Origin of the sequence: Limosilactobacillus gastricus DSM 16045, assembly GCF_001434365.1 — a bacterium.
GTDB classification, from domain to species: domain Bacteria; phylum Bacillota; class Bacilli; order Lactobacillales; family Lactobacillaceae; genus Limosilactobacillus; species Limosilactobacillus gastricus.
In genome coordinates this window covers 63,449-82,805 of sequence record NZ_AZFN01000010.1, presented here as the reverse complement: position 1 = coordinate 82,805, position 19,357 = coordinate 63,449, and the positions used below count along the sequence as shown (strand labels likewise).

Here is a 19,357-nt window from a genome sequence, read left to right as displayed (position 1 = left end):
TTACAACCTATTAAAACATTACACTACCCTACCCAGAAATACCCAATCTGACAATGATTTTTAAAGGTGACCCACTAAATAAAATTAAAAAACTTTAATTTATAAGTTGACATTCAAAAATAAGCGCTCTATACTACCTTCAACAATTAAATTTCGATTAGAAAACGTTGACGGAAATTGATGAGTAATCACGCTATTTCAGAGAGCTGATGGTTGGTGTGAATTAGCAATAGCGATTAACATCATATCCTTCCCGAGTTACCGGCTGAATTAAGTAAGCTCAGGTTGGCTACCACCCATTACAATGGTCACAGATGATGGTCTGTGATTGAGTGACCCCATTTTGGAGTAATGTAAGATGGTACCACGCGCAAGCGCTCTTACTGTAGGTAAATCCTACAATAAGAGCGCTTTTTCTTTTCTTAATTTAATTAATTCTTATAACTTTTTACGATACCTGGAGGAATTGATTATGACAGAATTAAACACACGCCAAGAAGAATTTGCTCAAGCTTTAGTTAATGCATACAAGCACAACACAGCTTTAAATGAAGAAGATTGGAAAGATGCCGTTAGTGATTTCGATACGGCCTACGCAGTTCAAGAACGGGTCATGACTTTAAAAGGCCAACCAACGGCCGGCTACAAGGTATCCTTAACCAGTGAAGAAACCCAAAAGATGTTCGATACTGATGCTCCTTTGTATGGTCAACAAGTTGCCGAACGTTTCTTAAAGGGACCAGCTGATGTCAACGTTGATCATATGAACGAACCGCTTTTAGAAGTTGAACTTGGCTTCCGGGCTAAGGAAACTTTGTCGCCAGATGACTCTTTAGAAGACTTATTACACAAGACCACTGTTTGTGGAACGGTAGAATTACCAGATGCCCGTTTCGTTAACTGGTTCCCGGCACTAGGTAAATACAATGTTTTATCCGATTGTGCGGTTGGTGGTGCGGTTGTTTACGGGGAAGAACGCGATGCTGATCAAGTCTTCTCATCAGTCGAAGACGCAGCCACCGTTCACGTGGGCCTCTACCACGATGGCGAAAAAGTGAGCGAAGGTGATTCTTCTGAAGTCCTAGACAACCCCTTAAACTCCCTACAATGGTTGGTTAAGAAGTTAGCCGAACAAGGTAAGGTCTTTGCTCGTGGTCAATTAGTATCTTCAGGAACCTTCTTATTGCCTCCTCACTTAACGGCCGGAAAGTGGGAAGCCAAGTTTAATCACGACTTTGGAACGGTTACGGTTGATGCCCACCCTACGGTTTCTAAGCTCTAATTGGAGGAAGGCCAATGAAAGTCCTGGTTGCAGGTGTTGGCGGAATGGGAACCCGTTTTGCGCTTTGCCTAGCACATACTGGCAATGACGTCGCGGTTGCTGATGGTTGGCAAGATCGTCTTTCCTATTTAAAAAAAGACGGTTTAAAGGCCAAATTCAACGGCCAGGAGGTTCAGGTTAGGGTCCCCGCTTATGCGCAAACGAAAGTCCCTACTGATCAACACTTTGATGTTGTCTTATTTCTTTGTAAATCAATGCAATTGGATCAAATGGTCCAAGATGTTCTACCTGCTTTTGATGACGATACTTTCGCCCTTTGTTTAATGAACGGTGTGGGGCACGAAAAGACCTTGGCTAAATATGTTGATCCTGATCGAGTTCTTCTTGGTAATACCATGTGGACTGCACAAATGACGCGACCTGATCATGTTTTTTTGGGTGATGACGGATCATGTGAATTGGGTAGCCCAAATGGTAATCCAGATGCCCAAGAAATGGCTAAACAAGTAGTTGAAGTCTTTAGTCAAGCCGGGTTAAAGGCCCACTACCTTGACAATCCTCGCTACTCAGTCTTTCGTAAGGGGTGTGTCAATGGAACCTTAAATACTCTTTGTACGCTTTTAGAATGTAATTTAACCGAATATAGTCAAACTCCAGGAGCTCATGATATGGTCGTTAAGATTGTGGATGAATTTGCGGCCGTTGGTGAAAAAGAAGGGGTTAATCTTGATCGACAAGAAGTCGTCGACCACGTCGAAGCCTCTTATAATGTCATTGGTGATCATTACCCTTCTATGTATCAAGATTTGATTAAAAATAATCGTGTCACCGAAATTGACTACATGAACGGTTATGTTTCCACTCACGGTCACAAATATGGATTAGCAACTCCCTATTGTGATCTCTTAACCGACCTTGTACATGCTAAAGAATCGGTACGGCATGCAAATAGGTCATAATAATAGACGCTTAGTTTTCGGCTAAGCGTCTTTTTTATAGGGATTTTTAGGTTATGTCATTTTAATTTACAGTAATAAAGAGTAAGGGCTTTGCAGGTAGTCAACCACTGTCCCTAAAAATTCTGCTGCTGGCGCCCCGTCAAGAACTTGATGATCAAAAGTCAAACTAAGTGGTAATTCCGTGCGTTCAATAACTTCGCCATCATCACCAAGGGCTAAATTCTTTTGAAGGGCTCCAACGCCAAGAATTCCTATTTCTGGTGGATTTAAAATTGGCGTGAAGTACTCAACTCCTTGGGCACCCAAGGTTGTTATTGAGAAAGTCGACCCAGCATAAAGACTCGAATCTAAAGTTCCTTTACGGGCCTCACCAGCCAGGTTTTTTATCGTTCGGCCCAGTTGACCCAAGCTTAACTGATCAGCATTTTGCACAACAGGCACCACTAGACCATCACTTAAAGCGGTCGCAATCCCGATATTAATCTGACTTTGTACTTGGTAGTCGCCTTCAAAGAACCAGGCATTAACAGCCGGGTGTTCTTGCAAAGCCTTAATCACCGCTCGCGTAATTAAAGCCGTTAAGGAGATTTCGCCATTATCGAGTGGCTGTTCAACTTTGGATTTTAATTCTTGGCGCATTGCCATTAAGCTAGTTACATCAACTTTTCGATGCAAGGTCAGTTGCGCACTATTATGAAGGCTGTTCATCATCCGCTGAGCGATAGTTTTACGCATTCCCGTTAGGTTAGACCTAGCTGGCTCGCTCACAACTGATGTTGCCGCTTCCTTAACCGGGGCGAAACCTTCAACGTCGCGCCGAGTTATGCGACCGTTACCGCCCGTCCCTGGAATATCTTCTATTCGATAACCTTTTTCTGCCGCTAACCGCCGCGCTACCGGTGTAATTAAGATGCGACCGGTTGATCTTGGTTTTGTTGGCTCATCGGTCGATACATCATTTACTGCAACTGGTTGCGATTCAGTAACAGGAGCTTGCGCTGGAGAAGCAGTAGAAGATTCGTCAACGGTTTCTGATGCATCACCAATAATCGCCACCGCTTGTTTACAAGGTACCGTGTCCCCATCGACATACAGTAATTTAAGGACGGTGCCCGCTTCAGGAGATTCAACTTCACTGGTTAATTTTTCAGAACTAATTTCTAAGATTGGTTGACCGGCCGTAACTTGATCACCAACTGCCACCAGCCAATGATCGATGGTGCCTTCCGTCATCGTTAGGCCCAATTTTGGCATTACAATTTCAGTAGCCATGGTTGTCCCTCCTTTCTAGCTTTTGAGATCATCAATTATTTCACTAGCCGTCTCGATTACCCGCTGCGCATTTGGAATGTATAGTTGTTCCAAATTGGTTGCAAACGGAACGGGCGTGTTCGGTGCCGTAACCCTCTTGACCGGCCCATCAAGATAATCAAAGGCCTGATCCGTCACAACGGCCGCAATATCAGTTGCCGTATTGTTATGTGGATTGGATTCATCAATAATAATTAAACGTCCCGTCTTTTTAACCGAATTAAGGACAGTTTCTTGGTCCCATGGGGCAACCGTTCGTAAATCAATTACTTCTGTCGAGATGCCATCTTTAGCTAATTGATCTGCAACCTCGTAGGCAACATACAGCATTTTACCGATAGTAACAATCGTTAAATCTGATCCTTCTCGACGCACTGCCGCTTTTCCAATCGGAATTGTGTAATATTCTTCGGGAACTTCGCCCTTCATTCCATAAAGGGTTTTATCTTCTGAAAAGATGACGATATTGTCTTCTTCAATGGAGGACAAAAGTAATCCTTTCGCATCATATGGGGTTGCTGGTACAACCACTTTTAACCCCGGGATCGATCCAAATAAACCATAATAAGTCCCCGAGTGTTGCGCCGCAGCCGAAGCCCCCGCCCCGTGCATAGTCCGAACAGTCATTGGAACTTTGGCCTTACCACCAAACATATAGCGCATTTTTGAACCTTGCCCCAGCAAAGCATCAAAACAAAAGCCAATAAAATCATTGAACATTAATTCTGGAACCGGACGTAATCCAGTTACGGCCATCCCCACTGATGATGACATGTAACCATGTTCTGAAATTGGGGTATCAATCACCCGTTCCCGACCATATTTTTGCATTAGGCCTTTGGTGACCCCCATTACGCCACCCCAAGCATCTTCGTTTTGTTCTTCTAAGTGTTTTACTTCTGCCCCACCGGCAATATCTTCACCCAGGAGGACTACCGTTTCGTCTTTTGCCATTGCTTGGTCTAAAGCTTCATTGATCGCTTTCATAAATAAAATTTCGCGAGCCATTTTTGGATCCTCCCATCTTTAATCGGCAAAAACATCGTCCAATAGTGATTCCGGTTCTGGAATTGGACTGTTTTGGGCAAATTCAATCGCTTCTTTAACAGCTTGTTCTGATTCTTGCGCTAACTGATCTAATTCTTCAGCGGTTAGCAATTCATTCTCAATAGCATAGTCATAAAAGACTTGCATTGGATCAACATCAGCCCAAGCCTTTTCTTCACCATCAGGGGCCTTATACTTCTGTTCATCACCTTCAAAGTGGCCGTAATTCCAATAAGTAACGGCTTCAATTAAGGTTGGTCCTTCTCCATTACGAGCCCGTTCAACCGCATCTTTAGTAACTTCGTAAACAGCAATGATATCTTTCCCATTTACTCGAACTCCCGGCATGTTGTACACCGCAGCTCGCTCAGCAATCGTTCCCGATCCGGAAGAATACCATTGTGGCGTTGATTCAGCGAAGAGGATGTTTTCATTAACAAAGATTACTGGTAATTTCCAAATGGAAGCCATATTAAGACATTCATGAAAATTCCCTTCATTCGCTGCCCCATCACCAAAGAAGCAGACAGCAACATCATTAGTATGTAAATATTTATTCCGCATGGCTGCCCCGGTAGCTAGTCCGAAACCACCACCAACCATCCCGTTGGCGCCAAGGATTCCTTTATCCAAGTCGGCAATGTGCATAGAACCACCTTTACCTTTACCAAGTCCGGTCGAGCGTCCAAAAATTTCAGCCATCATTCCTTTCAAATCGCCACCTTTAGCAACACAGTGACCATGTCCCCGGTGAGTACTCGTAATATAGTCACGGTCAGTTAAGTTGGCACAAACACCAGTAGCAATCGCTTCTTCCCCTGCATACAAGTGGACAAAACCGGGAATTTGTCCAGCAGCAAAGAAGCGGCGGGCGTTTTCTTCAAAATTCCGGATATTCCACATCGTTTTGTACATTACTTGAGCTTGTTCCGAAGTAATTCCTTCCACTTCCACATCCGTCGAAGTATGAACTTGCAAATCGACTAATGGAGATACCGCTCCTTCATTGCGAGTTTTCGTTAATTCTTGTGGTAATTCACGGTAATCTGTCATGATCGTGCTCCTTTCGCAATTACTTGTTTCGCCACATCTTGAATTAATTCCGAAATTGTTGGGTGAGCATAGACACTATCGACAATTTGATCTAAGGTTCCTTCAGCATTCCTGAGTAAAATTAGCTCTTGTAATAGATCAGTAGCGTGATCCCCAACAATCAAAGCGCCTAAAATCAAATGATACTGTTTTTCTGAAATTAACCGAATGAAACCGTCCGTTTTCGCCGTCGCAATCGCGCGTCCGTTGTAAGCAAAGGGCAGTTGTCCCGTTACAACATCAAAGCCGGCCGCACGTGCCGCTTCTTCATTCATCCCAAAAGAAGCTACCTCAGGACTTGTATATAGGGAACGGGGAATTGCATCAGCATCAACTGGTTCCTCAGCTTGCCGACAAATTGCCCGTACAGCTTTAATTCCTTCTGCACTGGCCACATGCGCTAACATATAAGTTGGCAAGAGATCCCCAATCGCATAAAAATGGGCTTTCGAACTTTCATAATATTGATCAACTGCTACAAAACCACGATCCGTTAATTTAAGCCCAATTGCTTTAGCAAGATCAGTATTTGGTTTTCGTCCAGTTGCCACTAATAATTGATCAAACCTTTGTGGACTTTCGCCTACAAGTTCAACCTGCTCTGGTTTAACGTTTTCGATCTGAGCCCCTTCAAATATCTGTACCCCTAGGTCTTTTAATTTTTGTCGGATGATCTCGCGCGCTACTGGATCTTCCGTTAATAAGATCTCGGGAGCAACTTCAATCACGGTCACTTCCACGCCTAAAGGTCGCATTGCAAAGGCTAATTCAATTGCGATGACCCCTCCACCTATGACTACGAGCCGTTTTGGTAAGGTAGCTAAATCAAAAAATTCGTCAGTTGTCAGATAGTTCACCTGATCAATTCCGTTAATTGGGGGAACGAACGGGTGACTACCGGTTGCTAAGATCACGTCTTTACCAGTTATTTTTTCACCCTCAACTAGGAAGGTGGTTTCTTTTAAATATTGAGCTTCGCCAGCAAAGTAGTCGATCTTAGCCTGTTTAAAGGTAGTCCGAATCCCATTTTGCAAACTGGCAACCACTTGATCTTTATGTGCGTGTAGTTTCGCAAAATCAAGCTGTTGAACCTGACTTTCAATACCATACTGACGAGCCTGATCAAAGGTCAGTAGCCATTGACTATGTTGCAAATAAGTTTTGGAAGGGATACACCCTACATTTAGACAAGCCCCACCGATCGCCTTTTTTTCAATCACTGCAACCGTTTTTCCTAACCGGGCTGCTTCTTCGGCTGCTACATAGCCTCCAGGGCCTGCGCCGATCACTAATACATCATAATTCGCCAAAAGTATCACTCCCTTTATAATCGGGAGAAGCAATAGCTTTTAGTTCCTGAAGATTAGGTTATTTTTACTTAATTTTCTTTTGCCCCATTTAACTATTCCATCCAAACTGATCAATTCTTCTTCTCACCCCATTAGGGTTAATTAAGTTATTATGCCTAATGAACTTAGACTATTTGCTTGTGCACCGATCTGCTAATTTCTTGAAATAAGGGTTAAATCATCAAAGAAAACGCTTTCTACACCTTGAATTATATCAACTAGTTTGTGAAAAATAAATAGTTTTTGTGATGTTATATAAATAAAATCCGTTGATATGTCATGTATATCAACGGATTTTAAATTTGCTTCACTTGTGAAACATAACAACTATTTTTGGTTGATTGTGAACCGGTCTTGATCTTGGGTAATGTAATAGGTTGAAGAATCATCCGGCGCTTGTCTAATAATTTTATTTGCTAACGGCGTTTCGATCATTTGAACAATCGTTCTTTGTAAAGGTCGGGCCCCAAAGACCGGATCGAAACCGACTTGGGCTAGATAGGTAACGACAGCCGGATCAAATTCAAGGTTAACATGCTGATTTTGCAGCCGTTCGGTTAATTCGGCTAGCATTAACTTAACAATTTGCTCGGCATCAATACTAGTCAGCGGATTAAAGAGAATAATATCATCAATTCGATTTAAAAATTCTGGTCGGAATTGATGTTTTAAGTCTTCTAGAACCGAATTTCTGGTAGAAGAAACGAGTTCCCCATTTTCTTCTAAACTTTCCAAGATTTTCGTTGATCCCAAATTAGAAGTCATGATCAAAATCGTGTTTTTAAAATCAATCGTCCGACCTTTAGCATCAGTAAGTCGACCTTCATCAAGCAGTTGTAAAAGAAGATTAAAGACATCTGGATGCGCCTTTTCAATTTCATCTAACAGAATGACTGCTGACATCCGTTGACGGACTGCTTCCGTTAACTGTCCCCCTTCTTCATAGCCAACATAACCTGGTGGTGGACCGACTAGTCGAGCCACCGCATGTTTTTCCATGTATTCCGACATATCAATCCGGATCATTTCATTTTGGTCGCCATACAAAACTTCAGCTAAACGCTTTGCTAAGGCCGTTTTACCGACCCCAGTTGGCCCTAAGAAGAGGAAAGAACCGATTGGCCGCTGAGGGTTTTGAATCCCTGCCCGCGACCGAATGATCGCATTGGCAACTTTTTCGACCGCCTCATTTTGGCCAATAATTTTAGCGTGCAGCATCGGCACTAAGTTTAATAAGTGATCCCGTTCCGTTGCCATTACTCCACGCACTTTCACCCCGGTATGACGCTCAACAATATAAGCTAAATCTTCAGGGGTTACTTCTTTGGACCCATCATTACCTTGCATGGCGCCCGCTTCATCTAATAAGTCCAAGGCTTTATCGGGTAAAGCCCGTTCACTCAGGTATCGTTTGGACAAATTAATTGCTACCCTTATACAATCCCCTTGATAACTGACCCCATGATAAGCAGCAAAACGGTCCTCCCACACTGCTAAAATCTCAGTTACTTCCCGTTCACTTGGTTCTTCAATGGGAATTCTTTGAAAATGACGCGCTAAAGCGGGGTCGGGATCAAGACTTTCGCGAAACTCGGCATGAGTCATCGAGGTAACTAACTGGATTGTGCCCGCTTCAAGAATCGGTTTAAGCATTTCAGCCGCACTAATGGCGCCATCTGCCTGACCAATGGTCGTTAATCCCGGTAAGTCATCAACGTAAAGAATAATTTTTTCATCCAGGTCTTGCAAATTATTCAGCAGCTTTGTAAAGCGCTCTTCAAACTCGCCGCGATATTTAGTTCCGGCCACTAGCTGACCTAAGTCTAGTCGATAAATTTTGGTGGCCTTAGTCTGATCCAAATGTTTGATTAGGTCTCTGATAATCGTCCGTTTACCAACGCCCGGGGGTCCCACCAGGAGCGCGTTGTTTTTAGTTTGTCGATTCAAGACCCGAATTAAATCGGTTAGTTCACTCTGCCGACCGATTACAGGTAGATCAGAATCAGCTTGTAATTCTTGCAGATATTTGGGTCCGTTGTCGGTTTGATTATTGCTTAATGGTTTGGACTTATTTAAAGCCGCTATCAACCGATCTTCATTAACCAATTGTGCCCGCAAAAAAATGGTGATGGGATTACTAGCTTGTTGATTTAAAGCTAAAATCAAATGTTCAACCATTAATCTTTCATCCGCAAATTCTCTTTGATACTGTTCAGCCCGATCCAACAAACGTTTCAAGCGTTGACTGTAGGTCTTACCATAACGGGTTGAATCGCTTTGCTCAAACCGCGGTAGTTTGTCTAATTCTTGATCAACGATGGTGCGAAGTCGATCAAGATTAACGCCTAAGCCTTGATAAAAATCGGCTGCCGAATAATCTGGTTGGATAAGTACTGACCAGAGATGCGGAATGTCTAATTGATAATTTTGTCTTGCTACCGCTAATTGATGAGCCTCATTTAAGGCTTGATCAACTAAGCGATCATTTTGTCTTGCCATAAGTTAGTCCTCCTAAAACTGTCCTACTTTCTTATGACAATTAACCCTTATTTATGGTTAGTATAGCATAATGAAAGAGTTTAAAAAAAACATCGACCCATGTCAAGGTAGATCGATGTTAATATTAAAAATCAAATAAACTTAACTGATTTTCGTCTGGTAATGCATCAAGCACATGATTTTCTGTCATAAACTCAATTAAGGTATTGGAAACCTTCCCCCGCTCCTTTAAATCTTGTTTCGAGAGAAATTCTTTTTCCTCACGTGCCGCCACGATCTGTTTTGCAACGTTGATCCCTAAACCAGGAATGGCTCTAAACGGCGCAATCAAGGTATCATCACCATCCATTAACCAATCAGTGGCATCCGAACGTTCTAGGTCAACCATCTTAAACTTGAATCCCCGTTCCAACATTTCGTTAGCTAATTCTAGGATGGTTAAGAGCCCCTTTTCCTTAGCAGAGGCATCATTCCCCTTATCATTAATTTCCTTCATGGCAGCTTTAACCGCTTCTTTGCCTCGCGACATGGCAACAACATCAAAGTCATCCGCCCGAACGGAGAAGAAAGCGGCATAGTAAACCAGTGGGAAATAAGTCTTAAAGTAAGCAATTCGCAGAGCCATCAACACATAAGCAGCTGCATGGGCCCGTGGGAACATATACTTAATCTTTAAACATGAATCAAGATACCATTGGGGAACGCCAACTTCCAGCATTTTTTCTTGCCACTCATCTGGAATTCCCTTTCCTTTACGGACATGTTCCATTACTTGGAAAGATGTTTCCGAATCAAGACCATAGTGAATTAAGTCGGTCATAATGTTATCCCGACATCCAATCACATTAGCAATCGTGGCCGTCCCCTTTTGAATTAATTCTTGGGCATTTTCCAACCACACGCCAGTCCCGTGGGATAAACCGGAAATTTGTAATAATTCCGAATAGTTCGAAGGATGAGTATCTTCCAACATTCCACGGACGAACCGGGTCCCAAATTCGGGAATTCCCAGGGTCCCGGTTTTACTGTTAATTTGTTCTTCGGTCACGCCCAATTGCTCAGGACTTGAGAAGAGACTCATCACCCCAGGATCATCCATCGGTATTGTTTGAGGATCAATTCCTGATAAATCTTGTAAGGCCCGAATCATTGTAGGATCATCATGTCCTAAAATATCCATTTTCAAAATATTATCGTGAATCGAATGGAAATCAAAGTGTGTGGTTTCCCAAGCAGCACTTTGGTCATCTGCTGGATATTGGACAGGCGTAAAATCATAAATTTCCTTATCATCCGGCACAATCAAAATTCCGGCCGGGTGTTGCCCAGTGGTTCGTTTAACCCCCGTTGCCCCTTTCGCTAACCGATCTTCTTCGGCTTTACGGAATTGAATTTCATGATCGCGCTCATAGCCTTTGACGTAACCGTAGGCCGTCTTATCCGCCACCGTACCAATCGTTCCGGCTCGGTAAACATTGTTTTCACCAAAGAGCACTTTCATATAATTATGAGCAATTGGTTGATAGTCCCCCGAGAAGTTCAAATCGATATCGGGAACCTTATTACCACTAAATCCTAAGAAGGTTTGGAAGGGAATATCGTGCCCGTCACCGATCATCGGGGTCCCACATTCTGGACAGTTCTTATCGGGTAAATCAAAGCCCGAACTATACTCCCCTTTAGTGAAGAACTCGCTGTGCTGACACTGCGGACAACGATAATGTGGGGGCAACGGATTGACTTCAGTAATCCCAGTGAAGGTTGCCACCACACTAGAACCAACCGATCCCCGCGAACCAACCAAATAACCATCTTTATTGGATTTGGCTACTAACCGTTGAGCAATTAAGTAGATTACAGCAAATCCATTGCCAATGATACTATCAAGTTCAATCTTAATCCGCTCTTTGACGAAATCCGGCATGTTTTCACCATACCATTTTTTGGCCGTTTCCCAGGTCCGGTTATAAAGTTCATCATTAGCCCCGGGAATGTTCGGTGGATACAGTTTATCTTGCACTGGATGGATCCCATCATCTACCATTTGGGCAACTGCTTGGGTATTAGTAACCACAATCTGCTGAGCCGTTTCCTCACCTAAGAAATCAAAGAGCGCTAACATTTCATCAGTCGTTCGGAAGGGTACTTCAGGACGTTGGGTCCGGTTCAGTTGGTTAGCTCCCCCTTGCGAACTAATTAAAATCTTCCGGTAGATAGCATCTTCTGGATTCAAGTAATGGGCATCACCCGTCGCCACTACTGGTTTGTCCAATTCTTGACCCAACTTCACCATATTCTTGATGATGTCTTCAAGATGACCCTCATCCGCCACCATCTGTTGTTCAATTAAAGGCATGTAATTGGGTTTAGGTTGAACTTCCAAATAGTCGTAGTAACGCGCTTTTTGTTTTGCCTCGGCATAACCCTTTTGCATCATGGCCGTAAAGACTTCCCCATTGGCACATGCGCTTCCTAACAATAAGCCCTCACGATATTGATTTAAAACACTCCGTGGAATTCGTGGGACCCGATAGAAGTAATCAACATTGGACATCGAAATCAACTTATAGAGATTCTTTAAGCCGGCTTGGGTTTGCGCAATAATCGACACGTGGAAGGGACGAGCATGCCGAAAAGCATTATTATCCGCCATGTGCTTGTTTAGGTCATCCACAAATTGAATCTGATAGCGTTCTTCTGCTTCTTTTAAGAAAATATGTAGCAGATGACCCGTTGCTTCCGAATCAAAGCTGGCCAAGTGATGGTGTTCCAAAGGAATTTTGAACTTCTTACTTAGGGTATTCAAACGATACCCCCGCAAATCTGGATACAAGAAACGGGCCAACGGTAATGTATCAATTACTGGCGCAGAAATTATGGACATGTGAGCCCGGTCATAAGCCGTATTCATAAATCCCAAATCAAAAGAAACGTTGTGACCAGCAATAATTGCGTCCCCACAAAAGTCCCGGAATAATTGCAGCACTTCTGCTTCCGTCTTGGATCCTCGCACCATTTCATTGGTAATACTTGTTAATTCGGTGGTTTGGGCTGACAAAGGAAAACCGGGATCGATGAATTCATCAAAACGATCAAGGACTTCGCCGTCTTGCATCTTCACCGCCGAAACCTGAATCAAGCGATCATAGATTGCCGACAATCCCGTGGTTTCCACGTCAAAAATCACGTAAACGTGACCAGCTAAGGCGGTATGGTCTTCGTTATAAACTAAAGGTACCCCGTCATCAACCACATTGGCTTCGACCCCATAGAGCATCTTAATCTTATCCTGTTTCTTCTTACCATCATAAGCGGTATTAAAAGCTTCTGGATAAGCTTGAACGCCAGCATGATCAGTGATAGCGATCGCCGGGTGCCCCCACTTAATCGCCTGTTTAACGTAATCTCCGACCGAATTGGTCGCATCCATGGTACTCATGGTCGAATGTAGATGCAACTCAACTCGTTTTTCACCTTCGGGAGCGGTATCTTGACGTTCTTGGTGGGAAACTTGATTAATGTCATAAGCATTAATGGTAAGGTCATTCATGTAGGTGTCTTCTTGCACCGATCCACGAACTTTGACCCACATTCCTTCTTTCAGGGCATTAAATTGAGCTTCATCATTTTTATCACGAGAAAATTTCTTCACGGCAAAAGAGGAAGTATAGTCCGTAATCTCAATTACCATCAACTGACGACCCGAACGTAATTCGCGAATTTCTTTAGCAAAGACATAGCCTTCAACAACTACGCTCCGTTCTTCTTCCACAATGGTCCGCATCCGTTGCAACTCAAATTTAGGATTGATTTCCTTACCAATTACCACGGGACCATCAACCGGCTCAAGGGCCTGGCTTTGTTCCTTATGTTGTTGGATTTGTTGCATGGCTTGAGCCATTAACTTTTGTTCTGCCGCCTCTTGTTTAGCCTGAATAGCCTCCCGTTTAGCAACAGACGCATCTTCATCCACAAAGGTTTTAATTCGAAAGGCCGGGAAACCTACCTCTTGGTAGCCGGTCTCAATTAAGCCTAGTAAGCGCCGTTGAACAAATTCTGCGACTTTCGCATTTTCTAAGGTTAATTGAACTTGATTATCAACGACCTGGGGTTCCTTGGTTTGACTTAATTCACGAGCCATTCCAGTATCGCCAGCAACCATTTTAATAACCCCTGACCAATAAGCGCCCACGAGTTGATTATCTAAACTGGTAGTCTCAGTCGCAATGTGAATTTTAACATTGGCTTGCGCCAAATGTTGAAAGCTCATCACCATGGCCTGATAAAACTGTTGGAAAACTGGATATGGCAACACCTGATCTAAATGAATATATAATTCCCATACCCGAGATTTTTGGTGAACCGTTACTTGAGTTAATTCCCCATTTGATAAGGATGGATCGGTAAAATTAATTTGTTGAAGTAATTTATTAAATTGTTCTTTTGAACTTAAAGCCATTACATTTCTCCATCTTGAAAGGCAAAAAGGTCGATGCCAAAGACATCGAACCCATTACTAATCTTCACTTGTATCGGCAGCTTGCTTTAATAAAATTCCAATATTGGTAACCAATTCTTCTGCATTAACTTCCAAGGTTTCGCCAGTTCGCCGCAGTTTAATTTCGACAATGCCTTCTGAAGCTTTTTTACCAACAGTCACCCGAATTGGTAAGCCAATCAAATCCGCATCCGCAAATTTAACGCCGGCGCGTTCCTGACGATCATCAACTAGAACTTCGTAGCCTGCGGATTCCAATTCTTGGGTTAACTTTTCGGCAAGTTCCATTTGATCCGTCTTCTTAGGGTTAACTGGAATTACATGGACATCAAATGGTGCAACACTATCGGGCCAAACTAATCCCTGCTCATCTGCATTCTGTTCCGCAATAGCTGACAATAATCGAGAAATTCCAATCCCATATGATCCCATGATCACGTCAGTTTCACGACCGTTTTGATCAAGCACTTTCGCACCAAGGGTTTCTGAATAGCGGGTTCCTAATTTGAAGATATGACCAATTTCAATTCCCCGCGTAAACTTCAAAGGCATACCATCGGGAGCTAATTCACCTTCTTGAACATTCCGGAAATCTCCAAATGCATCAACCCTAAAATCACGATCTAAGTTAGCATTCCGATAGTGATAACCATCATCATTTGCACCTAGGGCCATATTGACCAAGACCTTGACATACTCATCTGCCAAGATCGTGACATTTTCACCAACCCCAACAGGACCTAAGGAGCCGGGATGTGCACCTAACAATTGTTCAGCTTCCTCTTCCGTAGCTAAGCGAAGTTCATCAGCTTTTAGATGACTAGCAACCTTAACTTCATTAACTTCGTCATTTCCCCGCATTAACACCATGATCGGTGATTCTTCACCATCAATCGTTGCCATGTAAAACATTGATTTCAGCACCTGACTAGCCGGCAAGCCTAAACTTTCAGCAGCCTCGTCAACCGTATGAGCTCCAGGGGTAGCTACTTTTTCCATGGTTTCAGTAGCGGCCGTTTGTTGAACTCCGGTGAACTGACTCTTAGCAATTTCAATATTAGCTGCGTAATCACCATCTGTATATGCAATGGTATCTTCACCTACCGCAGCTGGAGCTGAAAATTCTTGTGACCCATTTCCACCCATGGCACCGGAGTCGGCATAAATGACTTTATAATCCAAGCCAACACGGTCAAAAATGTTCCGATATGCAACGGCCATTTGATCATAGACCTTATCCAAACCCGCCTGATCAGCAGTAAAGGAATAGGCATCCTTCATGATGAATTCTTTTCCCCGTAAGATTCCGTACCGAGGTCGATCTTCATCCCGTAATTTATCTTGAATCTGATATAAGACCAACGGCAACTTCTTGTAGGAATGAATAGAATCACGAATAATTTCAGTAAAGGTCTCTTCGTGCGTCGGTCCTAAAATCATATCCCGCGCTTTGCGATCTTTAAGCTTGAATAAATTGGGACCATACGATTCATATCGTTGGGATTGTTGCCATAACTCCGCTGGCAATAAGACCGGCGTCATCATTTCAACAGCCTCAATTTTATCCATTTCCTCGCGAATAATCTGGTTAATCTTTTTGATTACTCGGTCCGCTAAGGGCAGGTAAGCCCAAACCCCGGCCGAAACCTGATAAATATAGCCGGCGCGCACCATCATTTGGTGACTAATCGCCTCCGCATCACTTGGCGCTTCTTTCAGCGTCGGCATTAAAATTCGTGATTGTTTCATTCTGATCTCCTTCTACATAAAGTAACGTTGGATGTCATTCCAAGTCACTAGAATCATTAATAACATTAAAAAGGCAAAACCGATTAAATTAATGGCTAATTCAAATTTCTCTGGTATTGGCCGCCGAATAATCGCTTCGCAGATATTCAATAATAATTTACCACCATCTAAAGCGGGAATTGGTAATAGATTGACAATTCCTAAATTAATAGAAAGCATCGCTAAAAAGCTTAGGACTCCCGTAACCCCAAGTGAAGTTGCTTGAGATGTCCCCGCATAAATCGCGACTGGTCCACCTAAATCGTTTAAGGAGAAGCCACGGGTGAACATGTGGCCCAAAGTCGTAAAGATTAACGTAGCTGAGTAGGTAAACATGTGCCATCCATAGCCCAAACGAGCCTTAAAATTGGTAGTAGTCTTTTCGGTAATTCCTAGTTGACCATAACTTTGCCCATTTTGAACAATCTTTTTCGTGGTGGCACTCGTATGGTGGGTAACGCCATTCCTTACGTAAGTAATTTGCAACTTCTTTCCCGGTTGATCGGAAATGTATGACGACATCGTGTCCCAGTTCTTAACCGTAGTAGAATTAATCTTGGTAATTTGATCATTGGCCTTTAAGCCAGCTTTAGCAGCCGGTGAATTATCAACGACCGATCCCAAGCGATTACTATTAGTCGGAATCGCTGCTACCATAAAACCTACAATCACAAACACCACCAGTGATAAGATGAAATTGTTCATGGCACCAGCAAAGTTGGTCATCATCCGTGCTGGTAGACTGGCCGAATTAAATTGAACGTCTAAAGGAGCAATCCGAACTTCCGTGCCATCCTTTTCGATGATGGTAGCATCATGATCTACATCATAGCGTTTAACTTCTGTTTCATCATCACTCAAGTAGCCACTAATCCAAAGGTCCTTTTCCAGATCAAAATCAACTACCCGCAAGGGAACTCCTTGAAAGAGAGTTGTTTGATTGCTGGCATTAATCGTCGTAACTTTCCCTTGATCGTTTAACTGTAATGAAACAGCTAAACCAGGTCGCAACGAGTCACTATCATCATCCATTCCGGCCATGCGAACATAGCCACCTAATGGTAAAATCCGAATCGTATAAGTGGTCCCATGGCGTCGTTTCCACCAGATTTTTGGCCCCATACCAATCGAAAATTCACGAACCAAAATTCCGGCACGCTTAGCAAAGAAATAATGCCCGTATTCATGAACTAGGACTAAAATTCCGAAAATGATAATAAATGCAATAATCGTAATTATCAAATAACTTACCTCGTATTAAAGTATTCCTAAAATATACATTGCTGGCAAGACCACTAACATACTGTCAAAGCGATCTAAGATTCCACCATGCCCTGGCAAAATCTTCCCAGAATCTTTTACTCCGTAATAACGTTTCAGGGCAGATTCAATTAAGTCCCCAATTTGACCAATGATTGATAAAACCAGGGTCATTAAAATCATCATGAACACATTATGATAGCCAACTGGGAAAATCAACAGATAAATAGCTAATACTACGGTAGCAATCACCGTACCGGCAATCGAACCTTCCCAAGTCTTATTAGGACTAACCTTGGGTGCCAACTTGTGTTTACCAATTTTGCGACCACAAATATAAGCAAAACTGTCCGTTAACCAGACAATCAACATGCCATATAGTAGAGTTTGAAAATTAACGGAACGAGCAATGACAAAAGCATTGAAACCAAACCCAATGTAGATCATCCCCAATACTAATACCCCTGTGTCTTCAAAGGTAAAGCGTTGGCGATGGAAGACGGTGTGGGCGAGTAACAAAATAACAATAATGTATAAAAGAGACATCCGCCCCAGCTGATCTGGCATCCAGGCGACCCAAGAAGATGGCATGGCTACCACCAAAACCCCTAAAAAGCTTAAAATAGCCGCAAACGATGTCAAAAACATCTTTTTCATCACTAATAATTCACTCATAGCGATCAATGATAAAGCCATTGCGAAGATTGTTAAGGGCAAACCACCATATAAAATAAAGGGAATAAAGACAATTAAGGCAATTACTGCCGTTATAACACGTGTTTTCAAAAGACACCCTCCTACTTATTAACTAATCCGCCAAACCGACGATGCCGATTTTGGTACACGGCAATTGAGCGCCGCAGTGATTCACCATCAAAATCCGGCCAATGTTCATCAACAAACACAAATTCACTATAGGCTAATTGCCAAAGCATGAAATTGCTAATACGTTCTTCTCCACTAGTCCGAATCAATAATTCAGGATCAGCATATTCGCCTAAAGATCCAGTCATCATTGCCTGACTAAGTATGTCTTCATCTAGATCGTCAATGGTTAATTCATCACTGGCAACTTGTCCAGCTAGATATTTAGTCGCACGCAGGATTTCATCTCGTCCGCCGTAATTTAGGGCAAAGTTCAAGATCATCCCATCGCAAGCCGCCGTATCGGCAATGGCATCATTAACCGCTTTTTGGGTGGCCTTTGGTAATTGGCTGATATCCCCCATGACCCGAACCTGAACGTTATTTTTTACCAAATCGGGCACAAATGTATTAAAGAATTTGATTGGTAATTGCATTAAGAATTTAACTTCTGCACCGGGACGCTTCCAATTTTCGGTCGAAAAAGCATATAAACTTAATACCTTCACCCCTAAATCGCTTGCGGCTTTAGTAATAGTTTTCACGGTTTGCATTCCTTGTTGATGGCCGGCTACTCGCGGGAGATGCCGTGCTTGGGCCCAACGTCCATTACCATCCATGATAATTGCAATATGGTTTGGGATTCGTTCCAAATCCAAGCTTTGGTTTGAATTATCCATTATTTTTCTCCGTTAATTATAAAATTCACACACTATTAATAATACCAGAAAATGGCAGTGACTACTATTACAATCGTTTTTCAAGCTTCAAAAAGGCTGGTGAGAAAATTTTTCTCACCAGCCTTTCAACTGACAAAATTTCAAAGCATTAGTCTATCACGACTTGCTTATACTTCTAAGAGTTCTTTTTCTTTAGCTTCGGCAATGGCTTCAAGATTCTTAATTCCTTCATCAGTTTCAGTTTGAACTTGTTTTTCCAGATCATGGAATTCATCTTCATTAAAGTCGCCCGCTTTGTTGCCCTTTTTCAATTCGTCCATTGCTTCACGACGAACGTTTCGAACAGCAACTTTCGCATTTTCTAGTTCGGCTTTGACGTCCTTAACCAGTTCTTTCCGCCGTTCTTCCGTCAATTGTGGAATCACTAACCGAATTGCTGTCCCATCACTTTGGGGGGTCAAACCTAAGTTAGCAGCATAAATTGCATGCTCAATGTCTTCCAAAGTAGACTTATCAAATGGAGTTACTAACAATTGACGAGCTTCTGGAACACTTATGGAGGCTAATTGATTTAATGGTGTCATCGCCCCATAGTATTCAACTTGAACTGGGTTCAAAACACTCGCATTGGCCCGACCCGCCCGAATATCAGCCAAAGTCCGCTTTAAAGCGTCTCCTGACTTGGCCATCTTGTTCTTAGCTTCTGCTAAGATTTCTTTTCCAGTCAT

Annotated in this window: 13 protein-coding genes; 2 read left to right on the top strand and 11 right to left on the bottom strand. The window is 42.8% G+C overall.

The annotated features are described in order from the left end of the window. The first annotated feature begins 472 nt into the window (after window positions 1–472). Window positions 473–1,282 (top strand): 2-keto-4-pentenoate hydratase, encoded by an 810-nt coding sequence (locus tag FC60_RS04615; RefSeq protein WP_056937293.1) that lies wholly within the window; start codon window positions 473–475, stop codon window positions 1,280–1,282. A 14-nt stretch (window positions 1,283–1,296) separates the two neighbouring features. Then, complete coding sequence (locus FC60_RS04610) at window positions 1,297–2,241, top strand: 2-dehydropantoate 2-reductase (RefSeq protein ID WP_056937292.1); 945 nt, start codon at window positions 1,297–1,299, stop codon at window positions 2,239–2,241. Between the two features lie 66 nt (window positions 2,242–2,307). Here the strand turns inward: FC60_RS04610 and FC60_RS04605 are convergent, their stop codons facing one another. From FC60_RS04605 to frr, 11 genes are all read right to left on the bottom strand, one after another. Beyond that, window positions 2,308–3,513: a dihydrolipoamide acetyltransferase family protein gene (locus FC60_RS04605; RefSeq protein WP_056937291.1), complete on the bottom strand. Its 1,206-nt coding sequence runs from the start codon at window positions 3,511–3,513 to the stop codon at window positions 2,308–2,310. A gap of 15 nt (window positions 3,514–3,528) precedes the next feature. Next, window positions 3,529–4,560: an alpha-ketoacid dehydrogenase subunit beta gene (locus tag FC60_RS04600; RefSeq protein WP_056937290.1), complete on the bottom strand. Its 1,032-nt coding sequence runs from the start codon at window positions 4,558–4,560 to the stop codon at window positions 3,529–3,531. A gap of 18 nt (window positions 4,561–4,578) precedes the next feature. Further along, the gene (locus FC60_RS04595) at window positions 4,579–5,652 is read right to left on the bottom strand and encodes a thiamine pyrophosphate-dependent dehydrogenase E1 component subunit alpha (RefSeq protein WP_056937289.1); all 1,074 of its coding nucleotides are present in this window, start codon (window positions 5,650–5,652) and stop codon (window positions 4,579–4,581) included. Then, complete coding sequence (lpdA, locus tag FC60_RS04590) at window positions 5,649–7,001, bottom strand: dihydrolipoyl dehydrogenase (RefSeq protein WP_056937288.1); 1,353 nt, start codon at window positions 6,999–7,001, stop codon at window positions 5,649–5,651. Before lpdA ends, FC60_RS04595 begins: the two co-directional genes overlap by 4 nt. 366 nt (window positions 7,002–7,367) lie before the next feature. Beyond that, window positions 7,368–9,539, bottom strand: a complete 2,172-nt coding sequence (locus tag FC60_RS04585) for an AAA family ATPase (RefSeq protein WP_056937287.1) — start codon at window positions 9,537–9,539, stop codon at window positions 7,368–7,370. 124 nt (window positions 9,540–9,663) lie between these two features. After that, window positions 9,664–13,998 carry a PolC-type DNA polymerase III gene (locus FC60_RS04580; RefSeq protein ID WP_056937286.1) on the bottom strand — a complete coding sequence of 1,445 codons (4,335 nt, stop codon included), beginning with the start codon at window positions 13,996–13,998 and terminating at the stop codon, window positions 9,664–9,666. Window positions 13,999–14,055: 57 nt separating this feature from the next. Then, window positions 14,056–15,786, bottom strand: coding sequence for a proline--tRNA ligase (locus FC60_RS04575; RefSeq protein WP_056937285.1), 1,731 nt, complete (start codon window positions 15,784–15,786; stop codon window positions 14,056–14,058). Window positions 15,787–15,798: 12 nt separating this feature from the next. After that, the gene (gene rseP / locus FC60_RS04570; RefSeq protein WP_056937284.1) at window positions 15,799–17,067 is read right to left on the bottom strand and encodes an RIP metalloprotease RseP; all 1,269 of its coding nucleotides are present in this window, start codon (window positions 17,065–17,067) and stop codon (window positions 15,799–15,801) included. A gap of 15 nt (window positions 17,068–17,082) precedes the next feature. Further along, window positions 17,083–17,871 carry a phosphatidate cytidylyltransferase gene (locus FC60_RS04565; protein ID WP_056937283.1) on the bottom strand — a complete coding sequence of 263 codons (789 nt, stop codon included), beginning with the start codon at window positions 17,869–17,871 and terminating at the stop codon, window positions 17,083–17,085. 11 nt (window positions 17,872–17,882) lie between these two features. Next, window positions 17,883–18,629 carry an isoprenyl transferase gene (locus FC60_RS04560; RefSeq protein WP_056937282.1) on the bottom strand — a complete coding sequence of 249 codons (747 nt, stop codon included), beginning with the start codon at window positions 18,627–18,629 and terminating at the stop codon, window positions 17,883–17,885. A 167-nt stretch (window positions 18,630–18,796) separates the two neighbouring features. Continuing rightward, the gene (frr, locus tag FC60_RS04555) at window positions 18,797–19,357 is read right to left on the bottom strand and encodes a ribosome recycling factor (RefSeq protein ID WP_007122646.1); all 561 of its coding nucleotides are present in this window, start codon (window positions 19,355–19,357) and stop codon (window positions 18,797–18,799) included.

Excerpts from the sequence above, each read along its gene's own strand:
- FC60_RS04615 (WP_056937293.1), top strand. The coding sequence starts at position 473 with ATGACAGAATTAAACACACGCCAAGAAGAATTTGCTCAAGCTTTAGTT.
- FC60_RS04610 (WP_056937292.1), top strand. The coding sequence starts at position 1,297 with ATGAAAGTCCTGGTTGCAGGTGTTGGCGGAATGGGAACCCGTTTTGCG.
- FC60_RS04605 (WP_056937291.1), bottom strand. The coding sequence starts at position 3,513 with ATGGCTACTGAAATTGTAATGCCAAAATTGGGCCTAACGATGACGGAA.
- FC60_RS04600 (WP_056937290.1), bottom strand. The coding sequence starts at position 4,560 with ATGGCTCGCGAAATTTTATTTATGAAAGCGATCAATGAAGCTTTAGAC.
- FC60_RS04595 (WP_056937289.1), bottom strand. The coding sequence starts at position 5,652 with ATGACAGATTACCGTGAATTACCACAAGAATTAACGAAAACTCGCAAT.
- FC60_RS04585 (WP_056937287.1), bottom strand. The coding sequence starts at position 9,539 with ATGGCAAGACAAAATGATCGCTTAGTTGATCAAGCCTTAAATGAGGCT.
- FC60_RS04580 (WP_056937286.1), bottom strand. The coding sequence starts at position 13,998 with ATGGCTTTAAGTTCAAAAGAACAATTTAATAAATTACTTCAACAAATT.
- FC60_RS04575 (WP_056937285.1), bottom strand. The coding sequence starts at position 15,786 with ATGAAACAATCACGAATTTTAATGCCGACGCTGAAAGAAGCGCCAAGT.
- FC60_RS04560 (WP_056937282.1), bottom strand. The coding sequence starts at position 18,629 with ATGGATAATTCAAACCAAAGCTTGGATTTGGAACGAATCCCAAACCAT.
- frr (WP_007122646.1), bottom strand. The coding sequence starts at position 19,357 with ATGACTGGAAAAGAAATCTTAGCAGAAGCTAAGAACAAGATGGCCAAG.